Consider the following 22,074-nt stretch of genomic DNA (forward strand, 5'->3'; position numbering starts at 1 on the left):
TATCACCCATGGGAAACTCTAAGACACTCGTTGACCCACAGCATCAGAGTGATTTTCTATTAATTGTAAAATCAACTGTTTATTTCTACGGAAGTCAGGTGGGTTCCCCTTGGTTTTCAACAAAATTTCTTCTTTCAGATCAACGTAAAATCCTCCGTATTGCAGGATTTAAAACTTACCAGGAAGAACGATAGATTTGATAACAGGTAATGTATGCTGTTTTATTAAAAATGAAATTCTGTCAAACAACTTTTAATGCAAATCAAACACCCTGTTTAAATCCCGATTATCAGGAAGGCTATGACAAGAGATGCATCCATTCCCCTTTTTTGCGGCACTAAAACCACTTCACCACCCGGCTTATATTCGCCCCATAACCAGCCGGAACCGGCGTTCTCGTTGCTTGTTTCTTTTTTCATGATGGCATATAAGTTCAATCCACCGCTCAATGAACTGTAAATTTCTTTCACGACAACAGATCCATTAGGAAAAGTGCCGCCAACAGGCAATTTTCCGGTGCTGTCAAGGGCAGAAGCTGCGATGTTATTGTAACGGACTTTCATAAAACCATGCGCCCCACCTAATCCTTCGGTGATGACCTGAGTTCCGACATAGTAAGTGGCCCCGCCGGAATTAATGTCACAGTAAAGGTCTTTGTTGGCTTTACGCTCTTCCTCTTCATCTTTTTTACAAGAAGAAACGATTGAAATACATAAAATAAGCAGAAGGGAAGTGGTTAGTGTGTTTTTCATGATTCAAATTTAACAAATCGGGTTGGGTTAAGTTCAAGTAACGGTGAAATTAGACAAATATTTCCCTTTCTAAAAAGGCTGATTTTAACTAAATTCGCCCCTTCTCTAAGACTATGTTTGAAAATTTATCCGATAAGCTCGACCGGGCGTTTAAACTGCTGAAAGGGCAGGGTAAAATAAGTGAAATCAATATTGCAGAAACCCTCAAAGAGGTGCGTAAAGCTTTATTGGATGCTGACGTTAACTATAAGGTAGCCAAACAGTTCACTGATACAGTGAAGGAAAAGGCATTGGGCCGGGATGTGTTGCTCAGCGTATCTCCCGGACAATTGATGGTGAAAATTGTCCATGAGGAGTTAATGGCTTTAATGGGTGGAGATGCCACGGATATCAATCTCAAAGCCAATCCTTCTATCATTTTGATGTCAGGTTTACAGGGTTCCGGTAAAACGACTTTAAGCGGAAAGCTGGCTCATTTGCTTAAAACCAAGCGGGGCCGACAAGTCATGCTGGTTGCCTGCGACGTTTATCGTCCCGCTGCGATTGATCAGTTGCATGTACTTGGGGAGCAGATTGGTGTGGAAGTTTATTCAGAGAGAGAGAATAAGAATCCGGTTTCTATTGCTAAGAATGCCATTGAAAAGGCAAAATCTCAGGGAATAAATACCATCATCATCGATACCGCCGGTCGTTTGGCGATTGATGGAGAGATGATGGATGAAATAGCCCGGCTTAAAGAATTTTTAAATCCGCAGGAAACATTGTTTGTGGTAGATGCCATGACGGGACAGGATGCGGTGAATACTGCCAAAGCTTTTAATGATCGTATCAATTTTGATGGAGTTGTATTGACCAAGTTGGATGGTGATACCCGTGGTGGTGCTGCACTTTCCATTAAATCAATTGTCAATAAGCCGATAAAATTTGTTGGTACCGGCGAGAAAATGGAAGCGCTGGATGTCTTCTATCCCAGTCGTATGTCCGACAGGATTTTGGGCATGGGTGACATTGTCTCCCTTGTTGAAAGAGCACAGGAGCAATTTGATGCGAAGGAAGCAGCTGAATTGCAAAAGAAAATTGCAAAAAATCAGTTTAATCTGAATGATTTTCTCGGACAGCTTCAGCAAATCAAAAAGATGGGAAACATCAAGGACCTCATGGGAATGATTCCGGGTATGGGTAAAGCGATGAAGGATGTAGATATCGATAATGATTCTTTCAAGCATATCGAAGCTATCATTCAATCCATGACCAACGAAGAGCGAGAAAGACCCGATTTGTTGAATGGTGCAAGAAGAAAAAGAATTGCTTCCGGTAGCGGAACTACTATTCAGGAAGTCAACAAATTGCTCAAGCAGTTTGAAGATATGAGAAAAATGATGAAAATGTTTACCTCCGGGAATGCGCAAAAAATGATGCGGAACATGCCGGTTCGAAAATAACTTTTCCTAAACTTAAAATACCACATTCACGTGATCCTGATCGACGGCAAATTAACTGCACAGCAAATTAAAACTGAAATCCGTGCTGAAGTGGATGAAATCCGTTCGCATGGTGGTAGAGCCCCGCATTTAGTAGCCATTTTAGTAGGCAATAATGGTGCTTCCGAAACTTATGTGGGAAACAAAATAAAGTCTTGTGCAGAGGTGGGGTTTAAAAGTACTTTGTTGCGCTTTGAAGAAACATTAAGTGAGGAAAATCTCCTTCGGGAAATCCATCAATTGAACGAAGATGATCAGGTAGATGGATTTATCGTTCAGTTACCCTTGCCTTCTCATATTAATGTAGATCTGGTCACGGAAGCTATATTACCCTCTAAAGATGTGGACGGATTTCACCCTATTAATCTGGGAAGAATGACCGAACAAATGCCCTCCTATGTTCCTGCTACACCTAAAGGGATCATGCAACTATTGGAGCGGTATAGCATTCCCACGAAAGGAAAGCATTGTGTGGTGATTGGCAGAAGTAATATTGTTGGAACGCCCGTTTCCATTCTTTTATCCAGAAATACCAATCCCGGAAATTGCACCGTAACGTTAACGCATAGCCACACTTCTAATTTAAAAGAAATTACTTTGCAGGCCGATATCATCATTGCTGCTCTCGGTAAACCTTATTTCCTGACTGCCGATATGGTGAAGGAAGGGGCTGTGGTGATTGATGTAGGCATGACACGTGTGCCTGCACCGGAATTGAAGCAGGGGTTCCGCCTTGCCGGTGACGTTGACTTTGCAGGAGTATCCTCCAAATGCAGTTATATTACACCTGTGCCCGGTGGAGTAGGCCCCATGACCATCGTCGGACTTTTACAAAACACCCTACTTGCGGCCCGTCACCGAATTTATCCTGAACATGTCAGCAGGTAATTCAGGGGATGTATTGCCGGTAATGGAGTCCTTTTATACCATTCAGGGAGAAGGCTACCATAGCGGCAGGCCCGCGTTTTTTATTCGTTTAGGAGGATGCGATATTGGCTGTGTTTGGTGCGATGTAAAAGAATCCTGGAGCTCAACAGGTCACCCCATGAAAAGTTGTGAAGAAATCGTGGCTGAGGCCTTGCAAGAACCTTCCCGATTTGTAGTAATTACCGGAGGTGAACCAGCGCTATACGATTTGACCCGATTAACACGTTTACTTCATGAGAAAGTGTTCGAAATCGCGGTGGAGACGTCCGGTGCTTATCCCTTAACCGGTGAATGGGACTGGATCTGCGTGTCTCCGAAAAAATTTAAAGCACCTCTACAAGAAAACCTGGAAAAGGCACATGAGTTGAAAGTGGTGATCAATCACACAAGTGATTTTGATTGGGCAGAAAAAAATGCCGCCGCTGTTCTTAAACATTGCAAATTGTTCCTTCAACCCGAGTACGATAAATTCGAAAAGCATATACCCCCAATCATCGATTATGTAAAACTGCATCCGGAATGGTCGATTTCACTGCAGACACATAGGTTCTACACAGTAATGTACAACAGAAATTCATATTGAGATTTGTTTTTTTTGTCGCCCTTTTCATTTCATTTTTTCCGGCCATTTCCTTTGCACAACCTCAGCCCAAAAAAGTGTACTCTACCAATAAGTCGGCTATCAGAGACTATGAAGACGGACGCAAGCAATTTAACTCCGGTCAGGATGTGAAGGCGATACGATTGATGGAATCCGCCATTGCAAAAGATCCGAACTTTATTGATGCCTGGCTGATTCTCGGCCAAATCTACATCGAGAGCCGTGATTATGCCAGTGCGTTAGAACATTACAGAAAGGTCACGGAAATTGATCCTGCCTATATGCCGGGTGCGAATATGGTTGCGGGTGAATTGGAATTAAAGCGGGGAAATTATGCAGCAGCTAAAGGTGATTTTGAGAGATATGTGAAAGCAGTTCCGGAGATGGCCGGTGAACTGAAAGAAGAGGCATTGGGAAAAATAAAATCATGTGACTTTGCACTCGAAGCATTAAAACATCCTGTTCCCTTTCAACCTGTAAATTTAGGAACAGGCATAAACACTCCTGAAAACGAGTATTTCCCTTCCTTTACCGTCGATCAACAGGAAATCATATTTACCAGAGATATCAAGGATGCTAAAGCACAGGAAGGGCATCAGGAAGATTTTTACATTTCAAAGTTAAAAGATACTATTTGGACAACTGCAAAGAATGCCGGAATGCCACTCAATAGTCCTTTGAACGAAGGAGGACCAAGTATTTCAGCGGATGGCAGAGTATTGTTTTTCACCGCCTGTGACCGCCCGGATGGATTAGGCAGTTGCGATATTTATCTTTCTCAACGTCTGGGAGATGGCAACTGGAGTAAGCCCATGAATATTGGAGCACCGGTAAATTCTCAGTCATGGGAATCACAGCCCTCCTTTAGTTCTGATGGCAGAACACTTTATTTCGTGAGGGGAAGTTATACCCGTGACAGGAGCCGGATTTTTGATATTTACAGTAGTACTTTTCAAGTGGATATGACCTGGAGCAATCCGGTAAAGCTGAGTGATACGATTAATACAAGTGGAGTAGAGGAGTCTGTATTCATTCATCCCGATAATCAGACGCTCTATTTCAGTTCTGATGGTCATCCGGGAATGGGAGGGCTTGATATTTTTGTAAGCAGGAGATTGGAAAACGGTTCATGGGGTATTCCTGAAAATCTGGGGTATCCGATCAATACACATACTGATGAAAATAGTCTGGTGGTAAGTGCCGATGGAATGAAAGCCTATTTTGCCAGTGACAGAAAAGGAGGAAACGGAGCACTGGATTTGTACAACTTTAATCTTTACCCCAAGGCGCGTCCGGCACTGGTCAGTTATGTAAAGGCGAAAGTAGTGGATGCTTCAACGGGCTTGCCTCTCGCTGCAGGTTTTGAAATCATTGACGTAGAAACCGGGAAAGTGATCGTTGCAAATACAACAGATAAAAAGAGAGGAGAGTTTCTGGCCTGCCTTCCTGCAGGGAAAAATTATATGCTGAATGTGAATAAGGAAACGTACATGTTTTATTCCGATTACTTCGAATGCAAGGAAGCCAATGACAAACAGAATGCGTACGATTTAGTTATTAAGTTACAGCAACCCAAGTCGGGAGAAAAGGTGGTATTAAAGAATATTTTCTTTGATGTCAATCGTTTTGAGTTAAAGACATCTTCCTATCTGGAATTAGAAAAACTAATTTCCTTTTTAAAGGCTCAACCCGGTTTCAGAATTGAAGTGAGTGGTCATACGGATAGTACAGGGGATAAGAAAGCCAACCTGACATTATCGGAAAACAGGGCGAAAGCGGTCATGGATTATTTAGTGGCGAAAGGTATCCCTTCCGCGAGAATAACGTATAAAGGCTACGGTGATACGAAACCTGTTTCCGGCAATGATACGGAATCGGGTAGAGCACAGAACCGAAGAACCGAATTCAGTATTCTCTAATATGCCCTTTACACCGGCTCATCCGGCCATCTTACTTCCTTTGAAAATATTCAGGAATTTAAAACTTTCCTGGACCGCATTGATCATTGGAAGTATCGTTCCTGATTTTGAGTATTTCATCTGGCTCAGTTCATGTGCGTCGGTGAGTCATACAATTAGTGGAATTCTCACCTTTAATCTTCCCCTCACCATTATTTTATCCTATCTCTATCATCGCATCATCTATCCGGTACTTTGGCCACGATTAAACTTTTTTAAGGAAACGATAAACTTTGAACACAGGGAAGATTTTTTTGAATGGTTGAAAAAGAATTGGCTGATGTTTACTGTATCAGCTCTCATCGGGATACTATCTCATCTCATCTGGGATTCCTTTTGTCATGCGAATGGTTATATGGTACACCAGATTCCATTCCTGTTGGAGACCGCCACCGTTGGGGCTTATGAAATCAGACGTTGCTATTTACTTTGGTATGGCAGTACGGTAGCAGGATGTATAGCGATGGCGATAATTTATTTGAATTTTAAGAAAGTACTTTCTAAAGAAAACTGGAAGACCTTTTTTGCAGGTGGGGCATTTTGGGGAAAGATTCTCTTTTTGGCTATACTCATTGCCTCCATTCGCATAGCCATCGGACTCAGCTGGAACTGGACCCGACATTTAGTGATCATTTCCCTTGGCTCATTTTTCTATGCGACTATCATTGTTTGCTGGTTGGAAATGGCGAAAAGGGAAGAATTAATCAGGAGAGAAGCAATTCCAACTGTAAAAAATAAAGGCAAGTACTGAATTTCTTCAGCCATTGCCTTCAACTTCTAATTCGAGAATAGTTTTTTACGGTTTCTTTGCCAAATTCTCTAATTCACGATCAAGAATTTTCTCCATATTGTCCTCATCGATTTTCTTGGCAACAATCTTCTTGTCTTTATCCAGAATAAATATCTGAGGTGTTGTCAATATATCAAATTCCTGGCGGAAGTTATTCTGCAGTTTTGGGTCAGCCACATTGATCCAGTTCAAATTGTTTTCACGTATATAGGCTTTCCATTTATCCATTTCAACTTCCGAGCACACTGCAAAAACTTTAATGCCTTTCGATTTCACTTTATCATAATAGGCTTTCACTTTTGGCGTCACCTTCTTGCAATGTCCACAATCCGGATCCCAGAAATAGAGGATGGTAAAGGGAGCATCTACATTGTACAAGGCCTGGTATACACCGAGTGTATCTGTTAAAATTAAATTCTTTGCCTTCTTTCCAATTAATATAGGTTCCAGTATTCGTGCACGATCCTGAATTTTATAGAGCGTGGCATCGTCCACCCAATACGCCTTTTCCTTGGTATAATAGTTTTTAACCAGGTGTACGAAAACGGCATCCATCCCCATAATATTGGAAGTTTCATAGGTATTGGTCAGCAGCCATACCATGTATTTATAAGTTTCCTTAGACTTAGAAGCTTTTTCTACCAAAATATCCAACTGAGGAATCAGTGAATCAGGAATGTTTATAAGCATACTCTTCAGAAAAAAAGAGAGCTTGTTATGATACACGGGACTTCTGAGCAATCGTTCATCCCCTAAATCCAGATTATCAAAATAATGATCGCGGTAATAGTAATACACAAAGGAAGAATCTGGTTTTCCATCTGCTTTAATGGGTAAGTCAGGAATAACGGGATCTTTAGAAGCTTTAAATATAGCCGCTAAAAATGACTGTGGATATTGGCTGATAAAAGTGTTTTTGTAGTCAGCAACTTTTTTGTCTATTTTACTGATTTCACTTTCCAATGAATCGATCAACACTTTATCTTCGGCTTTTGCAGTGAGTTGTGCTTTGAGCGGTTCAACTTCCTTCGATCGTTCCTGAATAAAATTAAGGTATTCATAAAACAATCTGTTATTTTCTGAACCCTTTACTTTCATACTACCGATCACATTGCCTAAAGTACACTCCATACTAAATGATTGCTCATTGTCAATCAAGAATTCAAAATAGGTCTTATTGGGAAACACAAACAAGTAAATACCTCCGGGAAGTGCTTCTACACCCTTAAACACCACATTTCCGTTCGCATCACAATGTGTTGAATCCTTAAGGTACTGCTTTTCTCCATAGTAATTAGCGATGTAAATCATGGAGTCTTTCAATCCGCTTACTTTGAATTTCAATTCATATCCTTCCTTGGTATCAGCCATAACGGGATGAGCAGCCGTATTTGAAAATGAAAGTGCTGAAAGAAATGTATAGGAGAAAGAAGTAACGGAATCCGGTATTTGTCATTGAAAATGCTTTTGATTGATTATTCATATACTTTAGATCCTTCTAATTAGTTTTTAGTACAAAGATGCGAGGTTTGATCACAATGTAACGAAGGAATATTGAGAAAGAGATTGCATTCCGGACAGGAACCTTCATACTTGTTTCATTTTAGTTAAAGAACTAGTTAAAATCTCAGGGACTTGCACTTTTCTAATATTAAACATTTGACCTTCAATGTTCTATAAACAATTTTACACTATTAATCAAAGTTTTACATATTTTTATAATTATATACCAAGTATCAAATCAAACGGCATTAAAGGGAAGATGAAGGCCGGGTTGAAATGTAGATGATAATTGAAGTCAAAATTTATTTCAATATTGAATAAGTTCTCATCGAACATAACTAATTATAGGGAAAAAATCGGCTGATTACTAAAAACATAAAATAAATAGTTACGTTTACATAATCATATAACCATTAAATTACCGAATGCAATTTAGTTTAATTAATAGTAAATCAAAAATTCAAAATCAAAATTCCACTCCAAAGCAATGAGAGAAGAAAAAACAATGATTGAACTGGTTAAACGATATGAGTCATACCCTCTGAGTCAAAAGGAAAGATTTGGGATAGGCTTAATGTTGACATTTTTTCTTTCTATGACTTTATTATTTGTTGTCATACCCATGCTTTTCTAAAAAAAAATCAGATTAACGGAATAAAAGAAACAACTCCATCGATTTTTTATGATTTATTAAAAATCATTCTTAAACCCAGCCCTGCTACAGGACTTGAGTAAAAGTATTGTCCCTTTATGGGGAAACTTCCGTTTGTAAACACTCCCACCTTTCCATTTATCATATAAGTAATTTCAAAACCTGTGTTTAATAGTCCACGGTTATTGTGATAAAGTCCCAGCAAATATAATTTCGGTTGTTCACTTGCATTTTCCAGAGGGAAAACGCCATTCATATTCCACTCCAAGAGGATGTTTTCATTAATGAGAACGTTCAACGATACTCCAGCCATAAATTCATCACCAAAGTATTGATTTCTGTTGGTAAAGCCCATATACGTCTGAGCTGACCATCTGGTAGACCGATGGTATTTCACATTAAAAAACGACTGGGTGTAAAAATCTGCAAATCCGGTATTCAAATTTGTTTTTTTATCTCTATAACCGGTTGCAAGGCTTTGGACAACTGCTAAGCATGCTGACCATTCATCGTTGCGTGAAAAGCCAAACTTCAAACCTATTTCTATATCACCCGGTCGGGAAATGGAAGTGTTTGCTTCTATTCCACCCGGTGCTGATGAAGCTTCCACATGATTATAGATGAACAAAGGAGCGTTCACCAAAACACTCCAGTGTTTATGAATACCGGCTTCAGCATTAATATAGAAGCCAGAGTGCAAGACCGAAGGAGTAATTTTACGCTCACCGTCATTATCGAAAACACCGGTATAGCTTGTACCGAAAAGACCTGTTTTCAAATGAAGAGATTTCTCAGCTACCATTGCTTGTTGTCCCATCAATTGAGATGAAAAAAGCAGGAATATTAATGAAATAAAACTTTTATACATAAGGATTGATTTTCTACCCATTCTCCGACAATAAATTTACAAAAAATACTAATTCAGGTTACCATAAAAGTTGTTTCCTCTAAAATCACCACTTCATTTAGTAATATAAATTCCGGATTTCAAGTCCTTTTTCAGGAATTACTGCCCTGATTTTTCAAAACGATGAGAAGGGCGGGTAAAAGAAGTTGCTTTATCGAATTCTGATTTATGATATCTGCGGCCCATTTTCCCATGTACTTTCAAGTAATCGAGAAAATACAAAACTTTAATTGCTATTGTTCTCGATTGAGGATCATTAATCACTCTGCTAAAATTATCTCCGAATTGATGCTTGATAATCTGAGTTTCATTCGACAAACCATTTTTATAAATAATATTTAAAATACTTCCGGGAGCAAATCGCCATTCATAGATAATATCAATATTCATCACATTAAAGTTGAAATTACTATTCCCTGTAAACAGGCTGTTTTCTATCATTTCGCCCTCCTGATCCAATGAAAAATACTTTTTATAATCTCCCGTAATCCAATAGTGTCTCGCAATTAAGGTCAGCCACATATTATTCTTAAATATATAACTTCCTTTAAAGCTGTTCTCCCAGGTGTCCAATCTTCTTCCTCCGATGAGAGGCTTCCCTTCTTCATCATGGGTGGCATACCCTACATTAAATGGATCGTAGTTATACACCAACTTATAGGTCAGGAAGAACTTATCATTTGGTCTGAATCTAATTCCCAGTTCATTGTTATAACCAAACCAGGTAAACTCATCAATGAAATTGGAAAGATTAAAGCTATAATCAATAGCCAGTTTCTTCCGATAATCTGTGCTGATCCCGGCGTAGGTATAATAATACCGGAGTCCTCTAAAAACCTGTCCGTCGGTGCGGGCTTCAAAAAAATCATACGGTCTGAATAATTGAGCCCCGGCCCCTGCAAAAACGGCATTCCAACTTAATAGATTGGCAAAGAGATTTAATGAAATACTATTGTCTCCAATTTTCCCGGTTTTAAAATCATCAGTGATATATATGTTAAAATTGTTATAAGACTCTCTGATAAATTTCCAGGGTTTGTACAAATTAAATCTAAAAAACCCTTCTGTATTATTTTGACCTGCCACCCTAAAGTATCCCAAATCCGTAGCATTATAATCAGGGCTCGTAACATTTCTGTAAGACCCATACATAAAATTGCCACCCAGCTTTTCGGCACCGACGCTGTATTTATATCCTATGGTGTTATTAAATACATTCCCTTCTAACGCAGCATTTTCGGAGAAACGCTGTGTAATAACTCCTTCTCCTCCGGCAGAGAAATTATTTTTTTTATTGCTGATTTTTACTCCTGCACCGCTTACATTTGAATCATCAAATTTTTCTTTGCGAATGGTACTGGCGTTAATAAAATAAATATTTGAATTGTTCTTAAATTGCTGATCCAATACGATGATGTTATAATTTGTAAAGGGCTCCGTGAGTACCTTTCTATCACTACCATCCGACTTCTTTATTGTAGCATAGGCATTATCTGTTATCGCATTGAAAAAACCAATTCCCAGGCCTTTATCTGTTCTACCTGAAATTTTTAAGGCATTGAGCAATTTTACCTGAGATGGGTTTTCTGTCAATGTTTCATCCTCCTTTACTTCATTAAACACAGCATAAAAACCGGATGGTGTTTTACCAATACGTCTGGAATAAAATAAATTCCCTTTACTGAAAAGCTCAATGGCTTCTTTGAAAAATGGGCGGTTCTCGTCGTAAACCACTTCTCTATAACTCAGATTTTTCACAATACGATCTGATTGAACTTGTCCGAAATCAGGCAATAGTGTCATGTCCAATGTAAATCTATCATCTATACCATACTTCACATCAGCTCCTAAACTATAGGAACTAAGATCAGAATAGCTATAACTTCCATCTTCATTGAAAAGCGGACTATGTTCATAGCTCAATGCCAGATAGGGAACCATTGAAAGCCGCAAAGGGGTTTTTACATCTTTAACTCCTCTGAGATGTCCCCAATAAAGCTGAGCATTTGTTGCAACAGAGGGAACATATGCCCACATTTGAAATTCACGCCTTCTTCTGACGTTTCGGGTAAACTGCACACCCCATTCCTGAATTTCCATTGCAGGAAAACGGAATGCTGAATACGGTATTTCCATTTCCACATACCAGCCTTTCGCATCGCTACTTACCTCAGAATTCCAAACAGCATCAAAAGTGAAATCACTGAATTTAGAGTCCAATTGAACACCTGACGCATAAACTCCGAATTGATAGGCATCCTGCTGGTTATTGTAAGGGTCAATTTTGAAATAAAAATTGTCGGCATTTAATTCCGGTTCATCTCTTTGACCCAATTGCCTTAAAATACTATCTGCCTGCGTATCATAACACCATGCACCAATATAAATCGCAAAATCCGTATAAAGCACTTTAACTTCTGTTTTTTGAGTAGAAGGTTTTCCTTCTTCCGGACGACTTTGAATAAAATCACTGCTCTCCTGTGCCAATTGCCATTCCGGTTCATTTAATCTCCCATCTATTTTAGGGGCATTAATAACCCTCGCTGCATGAATGGATCTCAGCGTGTCCGGAATATCAACCATCCCCGGCAGACAGGTCGAATAGCATAACAAGAAAAGAAGAAGGAGAGGCTTCATGAGGATGAGATGGTATCAAAAGTATTCTATCAATTAATACCGACTCTAAAATTAACATGCCATTAACAATCTGGATTATTTATTAGCTGAAGTGAAAGAAACTATCGACGAAATGAACTAAAGTATCGATTCCTTAATGCTCACTTTTAATTCTCCTGTATAGCTGATCCATAAATTCACTAAAATTCATATCTTCTCTGGAAATGTATTGTTGAATCATTAGCGGATGTTTCTCCGGCTCGGGGATTTTAAAATAAAAAACAAAAGTCTTCTCATTATCTTCTTTCGAAAACAAGTCCGTTTTACCAAAACGCACATCGTAAAAACACAGCGTGTCATTCTTCATCTCAGCAACGTAAAAATTTTTACTGAACCACTGTAGCTTTTCCAGACCTTCCTTATCCTTTATAGCATTCAGTAAAATCGTATTTCTCTGATAAGATTCGAAAGATACGGTTTTGCTTTCCTGCAACAATGAGTAGTAACCGATATAACAATTTGAATCATTTCTGGCTACACAGTACCATAACAAATTACTAAACAATACCGGATTAGACAGGCTATTGCCTACTGCTATTCGCTGTTCCTTTAGAGCGGCTGAAAAGATCCGTTCCACATACCATTTATTAAAAATCGTCAAAATCAAATATCCACTACTTAATACCAATCCGGCTTTATTGATCGCAAATGAAAGGTCGGGTTTCCTGCGTCGAAAAACCATCACCAAAATCATACTTAAGAGTAAGGGTAGGGTATAGCCGGGATCAACAATAGAAATGGTATTCAATGCCACTCTGTAGTCGCTAAAAGGCAAAAACAGCTGGGTTCCATAGAGTGTAAATGCGTCGAGGAGGGGATGCGTAAAAATACCCCAGAAAAAAGCTTCACCCAATCCTTTAACACCATCGCCGATGGTTTACGATATATCTTGCTCACTAACCAACCAAATACAGGGGCTGCAAGAAATCCAAAAACCAAGCTATGACTAAAACCACGATGTACCGATAGATTCTCCAGTTCAGTAAATAAGGGACTAAAAACAATATCCAGATCGGGTATAGTGCCGGCAACACCGCCCCAAAACAAGGCTTTGTTTCCGGCTTTCTTCCCTGCAACTAATTCTCCTAAAGCAGCACCAAGTACAAATTGAGTAATACTATCCACTACTTCTCAATTAGCCTGTAGTAACTCCGGGTTTGATTTGCTCATGTTGATTCGGAATATCCTCTGACTTTAACTCAAATTTATCCTCTTCCTCTTTATACTTCATGACCTGATCCAGCGCATCCGGAACCACATCGCTGCAGATAACAATGAATGATCCTTTTTTTGCATTCTTGAATGCATAATCAATGGCTTCAGGCTCACTGGGTATTACTGTATACTTTTTATTCACGTCTATCTTATGTACGCCCTGAAGCATCAAGTCGATGATTTCACGCTCTGATCTTCCTCTCAAATTGCGGTCCTGACGTACAATAATTTCATCAAACATCTTAGCTGCCAGAGTACCCAAAGCGATAATATCTTCATCTCTGCGATCACCAACACCCGCTATAATTCCAATCTTAGGTTTTGCTTCAATCTTTTCGATGAACTTGGAAATCGCCTGAAATCCGGCAGGATTATGAGCATAATCCACCATTACATTAAACTTCCTGAATTCAAACATATTCATTCGTCCCGGCGTTTGAACCGGTGATGGAATAAATGTTTCTAAGGCCAAACGAATATCTTCTATTTTAAAATTCCGTATGAAACCTGTAAGCACTGCCGGTAAAATATTCTGAATCATAAAGGCAGCTTTTCCGCGGAAGGTGAGGGGTATATTTACAATTTTCTCCACTCTGATTTTCCATGTGCCTTTACAGATTGTGATAAATCCATTTTCAGCAATCGCAGCAAGTCCACCTTTTTCACAATGTTCTTCTACGAGTGGATTTTTCTCATCCATTGAAAAATAAGCAACATTGCATTGCAAGCCTTTAGCCATTCCATAAACCAATTCGTCATCGGCGTTCAGGATAGCATAACCGCCGGGCATCACCGCTTCCGGAACAATCGATTTCACCCTGGCCATATCTTCCAGTGAATTGATATCTTTTAATCCAAGATGATCCGCTGCGACATTGGTCACAATACCAATATCGCATTGATGAAATCCCAAACCTGCCCTGAGAATACCACCTCTGGCGGTTTCAAGAACAGCAAAATCCACAGTAGGATCTTTTAAAACAAATTCAGCACTTTGAGGACCTGTACAATCTCCGCGTTGCATCATGATATTCTGGATGTAAATACCATCGGTAGTTGTAAATCCAACTTTATATCCCGCCGTTTTCGCGATATGCGCCATGAGTCGGGTAGTGGTGGTTTTTCCATTGGTCCCGGTAACGGCAACTATGGGTATTTTAAAGGCAGCACCCGGAGGAAACAACATATTAATAACCGGTTCGGCTACATTGCGTGGCAGACCTTCTGTAGGAGCGAGATGCATGCGGAAACCGGGTGCAGCATTCACTTCAAGAATTGCGCCTCCTGTCTCTGAAATGGGCAAACCAAGATCATCTGCCATAATATCAATACCGCAAATATCAAGACCTATAATACGAGCGATTCGCTCCGCCATAAAAATATTATGTGGGTGAACATGATCACTTATATCCGTTGCAGTACCTCCGGTGGAAATATTTGCAGTCGATTTAAGGTATAAAATTTCTCCGGCAGGCAATACACTTTCCAATGTCAATCCTTTCTCAAGTAAGATATTATTGGTCATCTCATCTACTTTAATTGCAGTGAGCACCTTTTCATGACCATAGCCACGACGCGGGTCTTTGTTTACCTGATCAATGAGTTGCTGAATAGTTTGTTTACCATCACCCTTTACCATAGCCGGAGTTCTTTTAGCAGCGGCTACAAACTTGTAATCGATGACTAATACGCGGTGATCAAATCCGGTAATATACTTTTCACAAATTACGGCCCGGGAGATTTTCTTCGCTAATCCTAACGCCTCAACCGCATCCTCTTTTGTTCTAATATTAATGGTTGCACCACGACCATGATTTCCATTCACGGGTTTAATGACCATCGGAAAACCTATGGAAACAATCGCATTCTCCAAATCTTCCTCATCATAAATTATCCGGCCTTTAGGCACGGGAATATTTGCCGCTTCCAGAAGATTCTTGGTTTCTTCTTTATCACAGGCAATTTCAACAGCAATACTACCGGTCTGACTGGTAATAGTCGCCTGAATTCTCTTTTGGTTAACACCATAGCCCAGCATCACCAGGGAATGCCGGTTCAAACGAATCCATGGAATCCCCCTTGCTGCTGCTTCTTCCACAATAGAGCCGGTACTTGGGCCCAGTCGTTCATCTTCACGCAATTCACGCATCTTTTGGATATCATCTTCCAGCGGATACTCTTTGCCTTCCACTAACGCCTCGACTATCCGAACTGCGGCCTTTGCTGCATAAATGCCCACCTTTTCTTCCATGTAGGTGAAAACCACGTTATAAACACCCGGCTCGGAAGTAGATCTTGTTCTGCCGAACCCTACATCCATTCCGGCAAGTGTTTGTATTTCCAGAGCAATATGTTCAACCACATGCCCCATCCAGGTTCCATCAGCGACACGCTTGAAAAAGCCTCCCGGATGTCCTTCTGAACATTCATGTTCATACATAGTTGGAAACATTTTTTCCAGCCTTTCTGAGAATCCTTCAATCAAATTTGAAGGGGCGCTCCTCCATTTCTTCCAGATCAAGTTTCATCACTATCAAGAAATGGCGTCGAATCGACCAGTAGTTAGGGCCACGCATCGCCCTGATCTCACGTATTTTCATAGTATTTTTAGCATAAAGTTTTAATATCCGACCTGTTGATAAACCATAGGCAGCAGGTCACTCCGCCCGATGAAAATAAGAATAGTTTCGTATTCATCCAAATGAAGGGGACTTGCATCGAATATATCCAAGTCCGTACCTTTGAATTTAAATACCATTATGCCGATAATTAAGGGAAAATTAATAGCCATTGGGGGGAACGAAGATAAAGGGACAGAACCGGAACCAAATTTTCAGCAGAAAAACAATCTCAATTTTTTTGAACTTCAAATACTATCACGAATAGTTCATGAGTGTAAAAGCTTAAAAGATGCTCATATTGAAGTCATTACAACCGCCTCCAGTATACCTCAGGAAGTAGGTGAAAATTATTTGCATGCCTTCGGTAAAATTGGATGTACCAATATAAAAATCATGCATATCCGGGATAGATCGGATGCACAGACTCCTGAATTTATAGAGCGTATTAAAAGTTGTGAAGCCGTTATGATGACGGGCGGAAATCAATTGCGGCTCAGTACGATTTTTGGAGGAACTGAAATACTGGCGGTACTTCATCAACGTTTGCAAGAGGAAGATTTTATAATAGCCGGTACAAGCGCAGGCGCGATGGCCATGAGCAATACGATGATTTATCAAGGCTCCAGTGCCGGGGCGCTCATCAAAGGCGAAGTTAAAATTACTACCGGTCTTGCTTTTATTAAGGATGTGATCATTGACTCTCATTTTGATAAACGTGGGCGCTTTGGTCGTTTGGCACAGGCTGTTGCTTCAAATCCTTCCTGTATTGGAATCGGTTTAGGAGAAGATACCGGTGTATTGATAAAAAATAATAATCATCTGGAAGCAATCGGTTCCGGCTTAGTAATTATTGTTGATGGACACGGAATAAGACATTCCAACATTGCAGATCTTACTGAAGGTTCGCCTATAAGTATTGAAAATCTGGTGGTCCATGTGATGACCAAGGGGAATGCGTATGAATTAAAAGAAAGACGTTTTTTAATTGAAGAAAAAGTGGTTTCCTGAAATCTGCTTTTACGTCGCCCAACTGGATACTAAGACCTTATGAATTAAGTATTCTACTTACGAATGACTATTTGTCTTCAGCATCCATTCCATCGCTTTTTCGAAGTGCTTTTTGAATGTTTTCACTGTATTTATCAGAAGTAAAAGCAGTAATTTCTTCCTTCAACTTATCAAACAAATTTCTAGTATAAGAAGAACGAATTGTTCCTGCATTTAAATAATGAATTTCGTCACAGGTACCGGTAAGTGTTTCCAATACGTGTGAGGTGAGGAGGATGGTCTTACCTTCTTCCTTTAACACTAACACTAATTTTTTAAGGAGTTCTACCGCCTCCAAATCCAACGCATTAAATGGTTCATCCAGTAATAAAACCGGTCTGTCCAATGCCAATACTCCCATAATAGAGAGTTTTCTTTGCATACCGGAGCTATAGGAATCAATAAATTCATCCAATGGTAATTGAAATATTTCATTCCACTCCTTCAACCTGAATTGCTTATTGTTGGCGGAAAAGAAGTCGAGGTAATCACGACCGGTCATATTGGGATAAAAGAACAAATTAGATTCCATGTAAATGATATCTGTTACTCTCACATTTCTATTATCCCATTGTATACTTCCTGTTATCGGAGAAAGTAATCCGGTGATCAATCTTAACAAAGTTGTTTTTCCGGAACCGTTTACACCTACTAATCCATGAATCTCGCCCGCGGAAATATTCATATGAACGCCGGTGAGCACAGATAACTTTCCGTAATTAAAATTTACATCTTTAATGGCCAGTAACATACTTATTGAGATTTAAGATTGCCTTCTGTATCCACACCAGACTTAAAACAAGTGGAACAGGAATAAGAAACGGAATGACAAAACTGATGAACGATAAGTATTGATAGAATTGGGAAGGACCTGCAGGGGAATCAGGATGGTAGAAAGCATATTTCGCAATGATAACAAATACCAAACTAATCTGGAGCATAAGCAATAGAATGCCCGGAATGAGTACCTCGCCCTCGTGAAAAACAACATATAAAACAATCAAGGGAAATTGGATGATCGCTTGCATTGTTAATGCACTTCGTGTTTTTGAATAAAGAATGGCTTTCCCATTTTGTCCATAAGCTGCAATAAAAGAAGCAGGTTCATTGTATTGATAAAAAGAAATGATGAGGAGATGCAACAACCATATGCCTGCTAAAGAAACTATTGGAAATGGCAGTAAAACTATTGTGAAGATATAGAGTAAAAGGAATAAAAACCGATGTTGTCGAATTCCTGTCCTCCATTCCAAATTTCCCCCTGAAATCAATTTCAACTTTATTCCAATGGCAGAAGAAGCCGAAATGGTTACCGGCCGATAAGCCGCAAACAGGATCATAGATAAAAGGACCGGTATAAAATGGAAGTGTGATTTTAGAGTAAAAATCAGAAGAAATGGCAAACTAAATAAAATTAAATCCGCGCATATCATCACTTGATAGTTTTTACTGAACTTCTTCAAAAAAGCATGGTCTTTTCGAACAGCAACAATAGACACCGGAACAAAGGAAGCCAGTAATACATAAATAGCATGGTCCGGATTACTCAGCAATTCAGTTAATGTACCCATTAAAATAAGGAGTGACACAAGGATCAGCACCGAAATAAATAATCCTGTAGCTCTAAATTCCCTTCCAATTTGAAGAAATCTAAAACGAAGGAAGACCTTTATATATTGAATAAGTTGATGCAATAATGTAAAGATAGAAATCTTAAATTGTTTTGAAAAAATCCTATTAATTAAAAGGGGATTAAATCCATATCCTTGAGAATTTACGCGTATAGTTGGACAATTAAAGGCCCGAAATACCTTTAATCACAGAAGGTACACCGGGCCAAAAATATTGCTTCGATTTGCGGATCAGATTTCTTCAATTATAATAATGCGCTTCTTCATTTTTTTACTTTTTCTTTTCTTTCTTGAATCCATGTCATTTGAATCAATAACTCTCATGACTTTCCCTGATTTGTTCGTAAATTCAAATTCCCTTTCCATTTTCTCTTTCATTTCCTTTATATCCATCTCATGGTCTTCATCCGAAAACTGATACGAGAAAACTTGAACATCCTCGTCTGATAGTTCACCGGGAGCACGTGGGGGTCTGGGAGGAGATGGGGGCTCCGGTCCGTCAATAACGATTTCCATTTTTTTCTCTTTACCGGTGCCATCATCCTTCCATTTCATCACTTTTGTTCTGCCGGCGCCCTTTGACATACTCATTTCTATATCATGATCCTGCATAAATTTTTCGATTTCCTTATCGCCACCGGAAGAAAAGCTGGTGTCGATCACGGTTTTCTTACCGTCCTTTTCTCGGGTGATATGGATGGTGATTTTTTCCGCACTCCTCTTGGTCGAGTCCGGATTTACTGAAAGTGCCTGTGATGTTATCATCACGAGACCCAATAACAATGGGTTGAATAGATTCATGTTGTATATAATTTTAGAAGTAAGGCAAACATAGGTCTGTAATTAAGGTGCCGTGGTTAATGGCTTGTTAACCGAAGTTAATATATGGTTAAGGTGTTTTACCTGCGTTTTAATCAACTAATTTTGGTGTTCATGAACAAAGTAAGGTTTCGGGTTATAGTGCTCATCATGAGTATAGCGATGCTGGGTCTCATTGCTATGCAGGCCTATTGGCTGAAGCATGATTTCGAATTAAAAGCCCGGCAATTTGATCAGAATGTGATGCTGGCTATGAATAGAATGGTGGAGCAAATTGAAGAAAGTGAAAACCTTCGCATAGTAGTGAAGAATTATATAGCGAATGGTGATTCGTCTGTTACGAGTCATGGTATGAATGATAGTCTATTACGCATACTGACTGAAATCGCCTCGGATGCGCCGCCACCTCCGCCTCAACCCGGAGCCTTGATGGAATTCAGAAAAGAGATCAATAGCCGCATCGACTCCTACAGACAGAAAAATGATGAACGCAAGAAGTCGGGAGAAGCAGGGCTTTTCAGATTGGACTCTGCACTTGATATCAGAATAGAAAAAGATATTCAGCAAAAGGAAATCATCGCCTTGAAACTGGAGGAACAGCATTTTCTTCCTGATTCCATGGAATGGATGACTGAAAAACGGATGCAAACACGATTGCAAAAGTTAAATTCCATGATGCAGAAGTTGACTTTTCAGATTGTTGATCCAAATGGAAATATTTTTGATAGGATCAGTAAACGATCTCTGGACTCTATTGTAAGAGTGGAGATGAAGAACTGGAATATCGGGAATGAATATAGTTATGGTATAATCAAGAACAGCGGAAATACAGTACTTTATGCCGACTCCCTCGCAGATACTTCGGGCATTTTATCCAGCAACTTTAAATTAACACTTTTCCCGAATGATGTATTTAAAAAAGATGATGTATTGTCCATTGTAATAAAAGATAAAAACAATTATTTGCTGAATAGCATCCTGCCTTTACTCGCCTTGTCTTTCATTTTCACCGGACTTGTTATCTGGGGTTTCTCCTATACTTTGCGTGTGATACTCCGTCAGAAAAAACTGGCAGAAATGAAGAATGATTTTATCAATAATATGACACATGAGTTCAAAACTCCAATTGCGACCATTGCCATCGCCAATGACTCCATGAATGATCCCAGAGTATATCAATCTCCCGAAAAACTAAGGTTCTATACGGATATCATTCGTGATGAAAATCAAAGGATGCTACGGCAAGTGGAAACAGTTCTTCAAATGGCCCAAATTGATAAAGGAGAAATGGTTTTTAATATGGAAATCATAGCACTGGAAGACCTTGTAGATGCAGCCATTTCCAGCATGAAACTTACAGTGGAACAACGTGGAGGAGGGATCACAAAAAAATGGAAGGCAATACCATCTATGATCAATGCCGATCCCAATCATATGATGAATGTAATCATCAATTTGCTCGATAATGCGAATAAGTATAGTCCTGAAGCACCGGAAATTTTAATAGAATCCGCAAATGAAGGCAATATCATATCTGTGAGTATATCCGACAAAGGAATAGGGATGACCCCTGAGGTGCAAAGAAAAATTTTCGATAATTTTTATAGGGTATCATCGGGAAATGTTCATGATGTGAAAGGCTTTGGATTAGGTCTGAGCTATGTTAAAGCGATCATGGATAAACACTCCGGAACCGTCGAAGTAATAAGTGAACCTGGAAAGGGGAGTACATTCACATTGAAAATTCCAATTGCTAAATCATAAAATACAATGAACGCCAATATTCTATTAGTGGAGGATGATGTTAATTTTGGAAATGTATTAAAGAATTTCCTGGAATTAAATGAGTATCGTGTCACCTTGGTGCGTGATGGCATTGAAGGACTCCACACCTCTGCTAAAGGAGGTTTTGATCTGATCATCCTGGATGTGATGATGCCCAAACTGGACGGATTCTCTCTGGCGAAGCAGATCCGTGAGCAGGATAAAAAAACACCTGTTTTCTTTCTTACCGCAAAAAGCATGAAGGAAGACATGATCACCGGCTATCGCATTGGCGGGGATGATTATTTAACAAAACCTTTCGATACGGATGTGCTTCTCTATAAAATCAAGAATGTTTTGAAGAGATCATTGGGAATAAATGAACTGGAGGATAAATCGGATTTTACCATAGGAAAATACAACTTCGATTATAAGTTGAGGATCATAAAAAATGGTGAGGAGTCCATACAGATTTCTCCTAAGGAAGCAGAATTATTGCGGCTACTTTGTCTTCATAAAAACGATCTCCTGCCTCGCACAAAAGCGTTAAAAATCATTTGGGGAGACGACAACTATTTTAACGGTAGAAGTATGGATGTCTTTATAACAAAGCTGCGTAAGTACCTGAAGAACGATCCCGACATCGAAATCGTTTCACTTCATGGTAAGGGGGTACGACTCCTTGTGAAAGAGTAGTTTTCCATTGAATAATCAACAATGACCTCTCTGG

General features: G+C 39.5%; 18 protein-coding genes. 8 read left to right on the forward strand and 10 right to left on the reverse strand.

Annotation, left to right across the window (positions count from 1 at the left end; all coding sequences use genetic code 11):
- Window positions 1–275 precede the first annotated feature (275 nt).
- Complete coding sequence (locus IPJ86_13025; protein ID MBK7888167.1) at window positions 276–752, reverse strand: hypothetical protein; 477 nt, start codon at window positions 750–752, stop codon at window positions 276–278.
- A 113-nt stretch (window positions 753–865) separates the two neighbouring features.
- Between IPJ86_13025 and ffh the strand changes: the two genes are divergently transcribed.
- The 5 genes from ffh to IPJ86_13050 are packed head-to-tail and all read left to right on the forward strand — an operon-like array spanning window position 866 to window position 6,470.
- Entirely contained in the window at window positions 866–2,194 is a 1,329-nt protein-coding gene (gene ffh, locus IPJ86_13030) for a signal recognition particle protein (protein MBK7888168.1), read from the forward strand.
- A 30-nt stretch (window positions 2,195–2,224) separates the two neighbouring features.
- The gene (locus tag IPJ86_13035; GenBank protein MBK7888169.1) at window positions 2,225–3,121 is read left to right on the forward strand and encodes a bifunctional 5,10-methylene-tetrahydrofolate dehydrogenase/5,10-methylene-tetrahydrofolate cyclohydrolase; all 897 of its coding nucleotides are present in this window, start codon (window positions 2,225–2,227) and stop codon (window positions 3,119–3,121) included.
- 22 nt (window positions 3,122–3,143) lie between these two features.
- Complete coding sequence (locus IPJ86_13040) at window positions 3,144–3,743, forward strand: 7-carboxy-7-deazaguanine synthase QueE (protein MBK7888170.1); 600 nt, start codon at window positions 3,144–3,146, stop codon at window positions 3,741–3,743.
- The gene (locus IPJ86_13045; GenBank protein MBK7888171.1) at window positions 3,740–5,680 is read left to right on the forward strand and encodes a PD40 domain-containing protein; all 1,941 of its coding nucleotides are present in this window, start codon (window positions 3,740–3,742) and stop codon (window positions 5,678–5,680) included. Before IPJ86_13040 ends, IPJ86_13045 begins: the two co-directional genes overlap by 4 nt.
- Window positions 5,625–6,470, forward strand: coding sequence for a DUF4184 family protein (locus IPJ86_13050; GenBank protein MBK7888172.1), 846 nt, complete (start codon window positions 5,625–5,627; stop codon window positions 6,468–6,470). The genes IPJ86_13045 and IPJ86_13050 overlap by 56 nt, the downstream gene beginning before the upstream one ends.
- 45 nt (window positions 6,471–6,515) lie before the next feature.
- Here IPJ86_13050 and IPJ86_13055 read toward each other — a convergent pair whose 3' ends face one another.
- The 6 genes from IPJ86_13055 to cphA all read right to left on the reverse strand — a co-directional run bounded on the left by IPJ86_13055 (window position 6,516) and on the right by cphA (window position 15,980).
- Window positions 6,516–7,880, reverse strand: a complete 1,365-nt coding sequence (locus IPJ86_13055) for a DUF5106 domain-containing protein (protein ID MBK7888173.1) — start codon at window positions 7,878–7,880, stop codon at window positions 6,516–6,518.
- 812 nt (window positions 7,881–8,692) lie between these two features.
- Window positions 8,693–9,532 carry a hypothetical protein gene (locus IPJ86_13060; protein ID MBK7888174.1) on the reverse strand — a complete coding sequence of 280 codons (840 nt, stop codon included), beginning with the start codon at window positions 9,530–9,532 and terminating at the stop codon, window positions 8,693–8,695.
- 138 nt (window positions 9,533–9,670) lie between these two features.
- On the reverse strand, window positions 9,671–12,208 hold the full coding sequence (locus tag IPJ86_13065; GenBank protein MBK7888175.1) for a carbohydrate binding family 9 domain-containing protein: 2,538 nt from the start codon (window positions 12,206–12,208) through the stop codon (window positions 9,671–9,673).
- A 133-nt stretch (window positions 12,209–12,341) separates the two neighbouring features.
- Complete coding sequence (locus IPJ86_13070; GenBank protein ID MBK7888176.1) at window positions 12,342–13,100, reverse strand: metal-dependent hydrolase; 759 nt, start codon at window positions 13,098–13,100, stop codon at window positions 12,342–12,344.
- Entirely contained in the window at window positions 12,992–13,372 is a 381-nt protein-coding gene (locus IPJ86_13075; GenBank protein ID MBK7888177.1) for a metal-dependent hydrolase, read from the reverse strand. Before IPJ86_13075 ends, IPJ86_13070 begins: the two co-directional genes overlap by 109 nt.
- Before the next feature lie 10 nt (window positions 13,373–13,382).
- Entirely contained in the window at window positions 13,383–15,980 is a 2,598-nt protein-coding gene (cphA, locus tag IPJ86_13080; GenBank protein ID MBK7888178.1) for a cyanophycin synthetase, read from the reverse strand.
- A 241-nt stretch (window positions 15,981–16,221) separates the two neighbouring features.
- On the opposite strand from cphA, the gene IPJ86_13085 reads away from it, so the two are divergent.
- The gene (locus IPJ86_13085) at window positions 16,222–17,091 is read left to right on the forward strand and encodes a cyanophycinase (protein MBK7888179.1); all 870 of its coding nucleotides are present in this window, start codon (window positions 16,222–16,224) and stop codon (window positions 17,089–17,091) included.
- Window positions 17,092–17,158: 67 nt separating this feature from the next.
- Here IPJ86_13085 and IPJ86_13090 read toward each other — a convergent pair whose 3' ends face one another.
- The 3 genes from IPJ86_13090 to IPJ86_13100 all read right to left on the reverse strand — a co-directional run bounded on the left by IPJ86_13090 (window position 17,159) and on the right by IPJ86_13100 (window position 19,562).
- Window positions 17,159–17,881, reverse strand: coding sequence for an ATP-binding cassette domain-containing protein (locus IPJ86_13090; GenBank protein ID MBK7888180.1), 723 nt, complete (start codon window positions 17,879–17,881; stop codon window positions 17,159–17,161).
- Window positions 17,865–18,701, reverse strand: a complete 837-nt coding sequence (locus IPJ86_13095; GenBank protein MBK7888181.1) for a hypothetical protein — start codon at window positions 18,699–18,701, stop codon at window positions 17,865–17,867. The genes IPJ86_13090 and IPJ86_13095 overlap by 17 nt, the downstream gene beginning before the upstream one ends.
- 291 nt (window positions 18,702–18,992) lie before the next feature.
- Window positions 18,993–19,562, reverse strand: coding sequence for a hypothetical protein (locus tag IPJ86_13100; protein MBK7888182.1), 570 nt, complete (start codon window positions 19,560–19,562; stop codon window positions 18,993–18,995).
- A gap of 132 nt (window positions 19,563–19,694) precedes the next feature.
- Here IPJ86_13100 and IPJ86_13105 point away from each other — a divergent pair, with 132 nt between their 5' ends.
- Together IPJ86_13105 and IPJ86_13110 are read left to right on the forward strand one after the other, a co-directional pair.
- Window positions 19,695–21,344, forward strand: coding sequence for a HAMP domain-containing histidine kinase (locus tag IPJ86_13105; protein ID MBK7888183.1), 1,650 nt, complete (start codon window positions 19,695–19,697; stop codon window positions 21,342–21,344).
- 6 nt (window positions 21,345–21,350) lie between these two features.
- A complete protein-coding gene (locus IPJ86_13110) occupies window positions 21,351–22,040 on the forward strand; it encodes a response regulator transcription factor (protein MBK7888184.1) in 690 nt (229 codons plus the stop codon).
- Window positions 22,041–22,074 lie beyond the last annotated feature (34 nt).

The sequence above is a fragment of the Bacteroidota bacterium genome, assembly GCA_016713925.1.
Classification (GTDB): Bacteria; Bacteroidota; Bacteroidia; order AKYH767-A; family OLB10; genus JAJTFW01.

Coding starts and splice junctions, on each gene's coding strand:
- IPJ86_13025 (MBK7888167.1), bottom strand. CDS start 752: ATGAAAAACACACTAACCACTTCCCTTCTGCTTATTTTATGTATTTCA.
- ffh (MBK7888168.1), top strand. CDS start 866: ATGTTTGAAAATTTATCCGATAAGCTCGACCGGGCGTTTAAACTGCTG.
- IPJ86_13040 (MBK7888170.1), top strand. CDS start 3,144: ATGGAGTCCTTTTATACCATTCAGGGAGAAGGCTACCATAGCGGCAGG.
- IPJ86_13050 (MBK7888172.1), top strand. CDS start 5,625: ATGATACGGAATCGGGTAGAGCACAGAACCGAAGAACCGAATTCAGTA.
- IPJ86_13055 (MBK7888173.1), bottom strand. CDS start 7,880: ATGGCTGATACCAAGGAAGGATATGAATTGAAATTCAAAGTAAGCGGA.
- IPJ86_13060 (MBK7888174.1), bottom strand. CDS start 9,532: ATGTATAAAAGTTTTATTTCATTAATATTCCTGCTTTTTTCATCTCAA.
- IPJ86_13065 (MBK7888175.1), bottom strand. CDS start 12,208: ATGAAGCCTCTCCTTCTTCTTTTCTTGTTATGCTATTCGACCTGTCTG.
- IPJ86_13085 (MBK7888179.1), top strand. CDS start 16,222: ATGCCGATAATTAAGGGAAAATTAATAGCCATTGGGGGGAACGAAGAT.
- IPJ86_13090 (MBK7888180.1), bottom strand. CDS start 17,881: ATGTTACTGGCCATTAAAGATGTAAATTTTAATTACGGAAAGTTATCT.
- IPJ86_13095 (MBK7888181.1), bottom strand. CDS start 18,701: ATGGGTACATTAACTGAATTGCTGAGTAATCCGGACCATGCTATTTAT.
- IPJ86_13100 (MBK7888182.1), bottom strand. CDS start 19,562: ATGAATCTATTCAACCCATTGTTATTGGGTCTCGTGATGATAACATCA.
- IPJ86_13105 (MBK7888183.1), top strand. CDS start 19,695: ATGAACAAAGTAAGGTTTCGGGTTATAGTGCTCATCATGAGTATAGCG.
- IPJ86_13110 (MBK7888184.1), top strand. CDS start 21,351: ATGAACGCCAATATTCTATTAGTGGAGGATGATGTTAATTTTGGAAAT.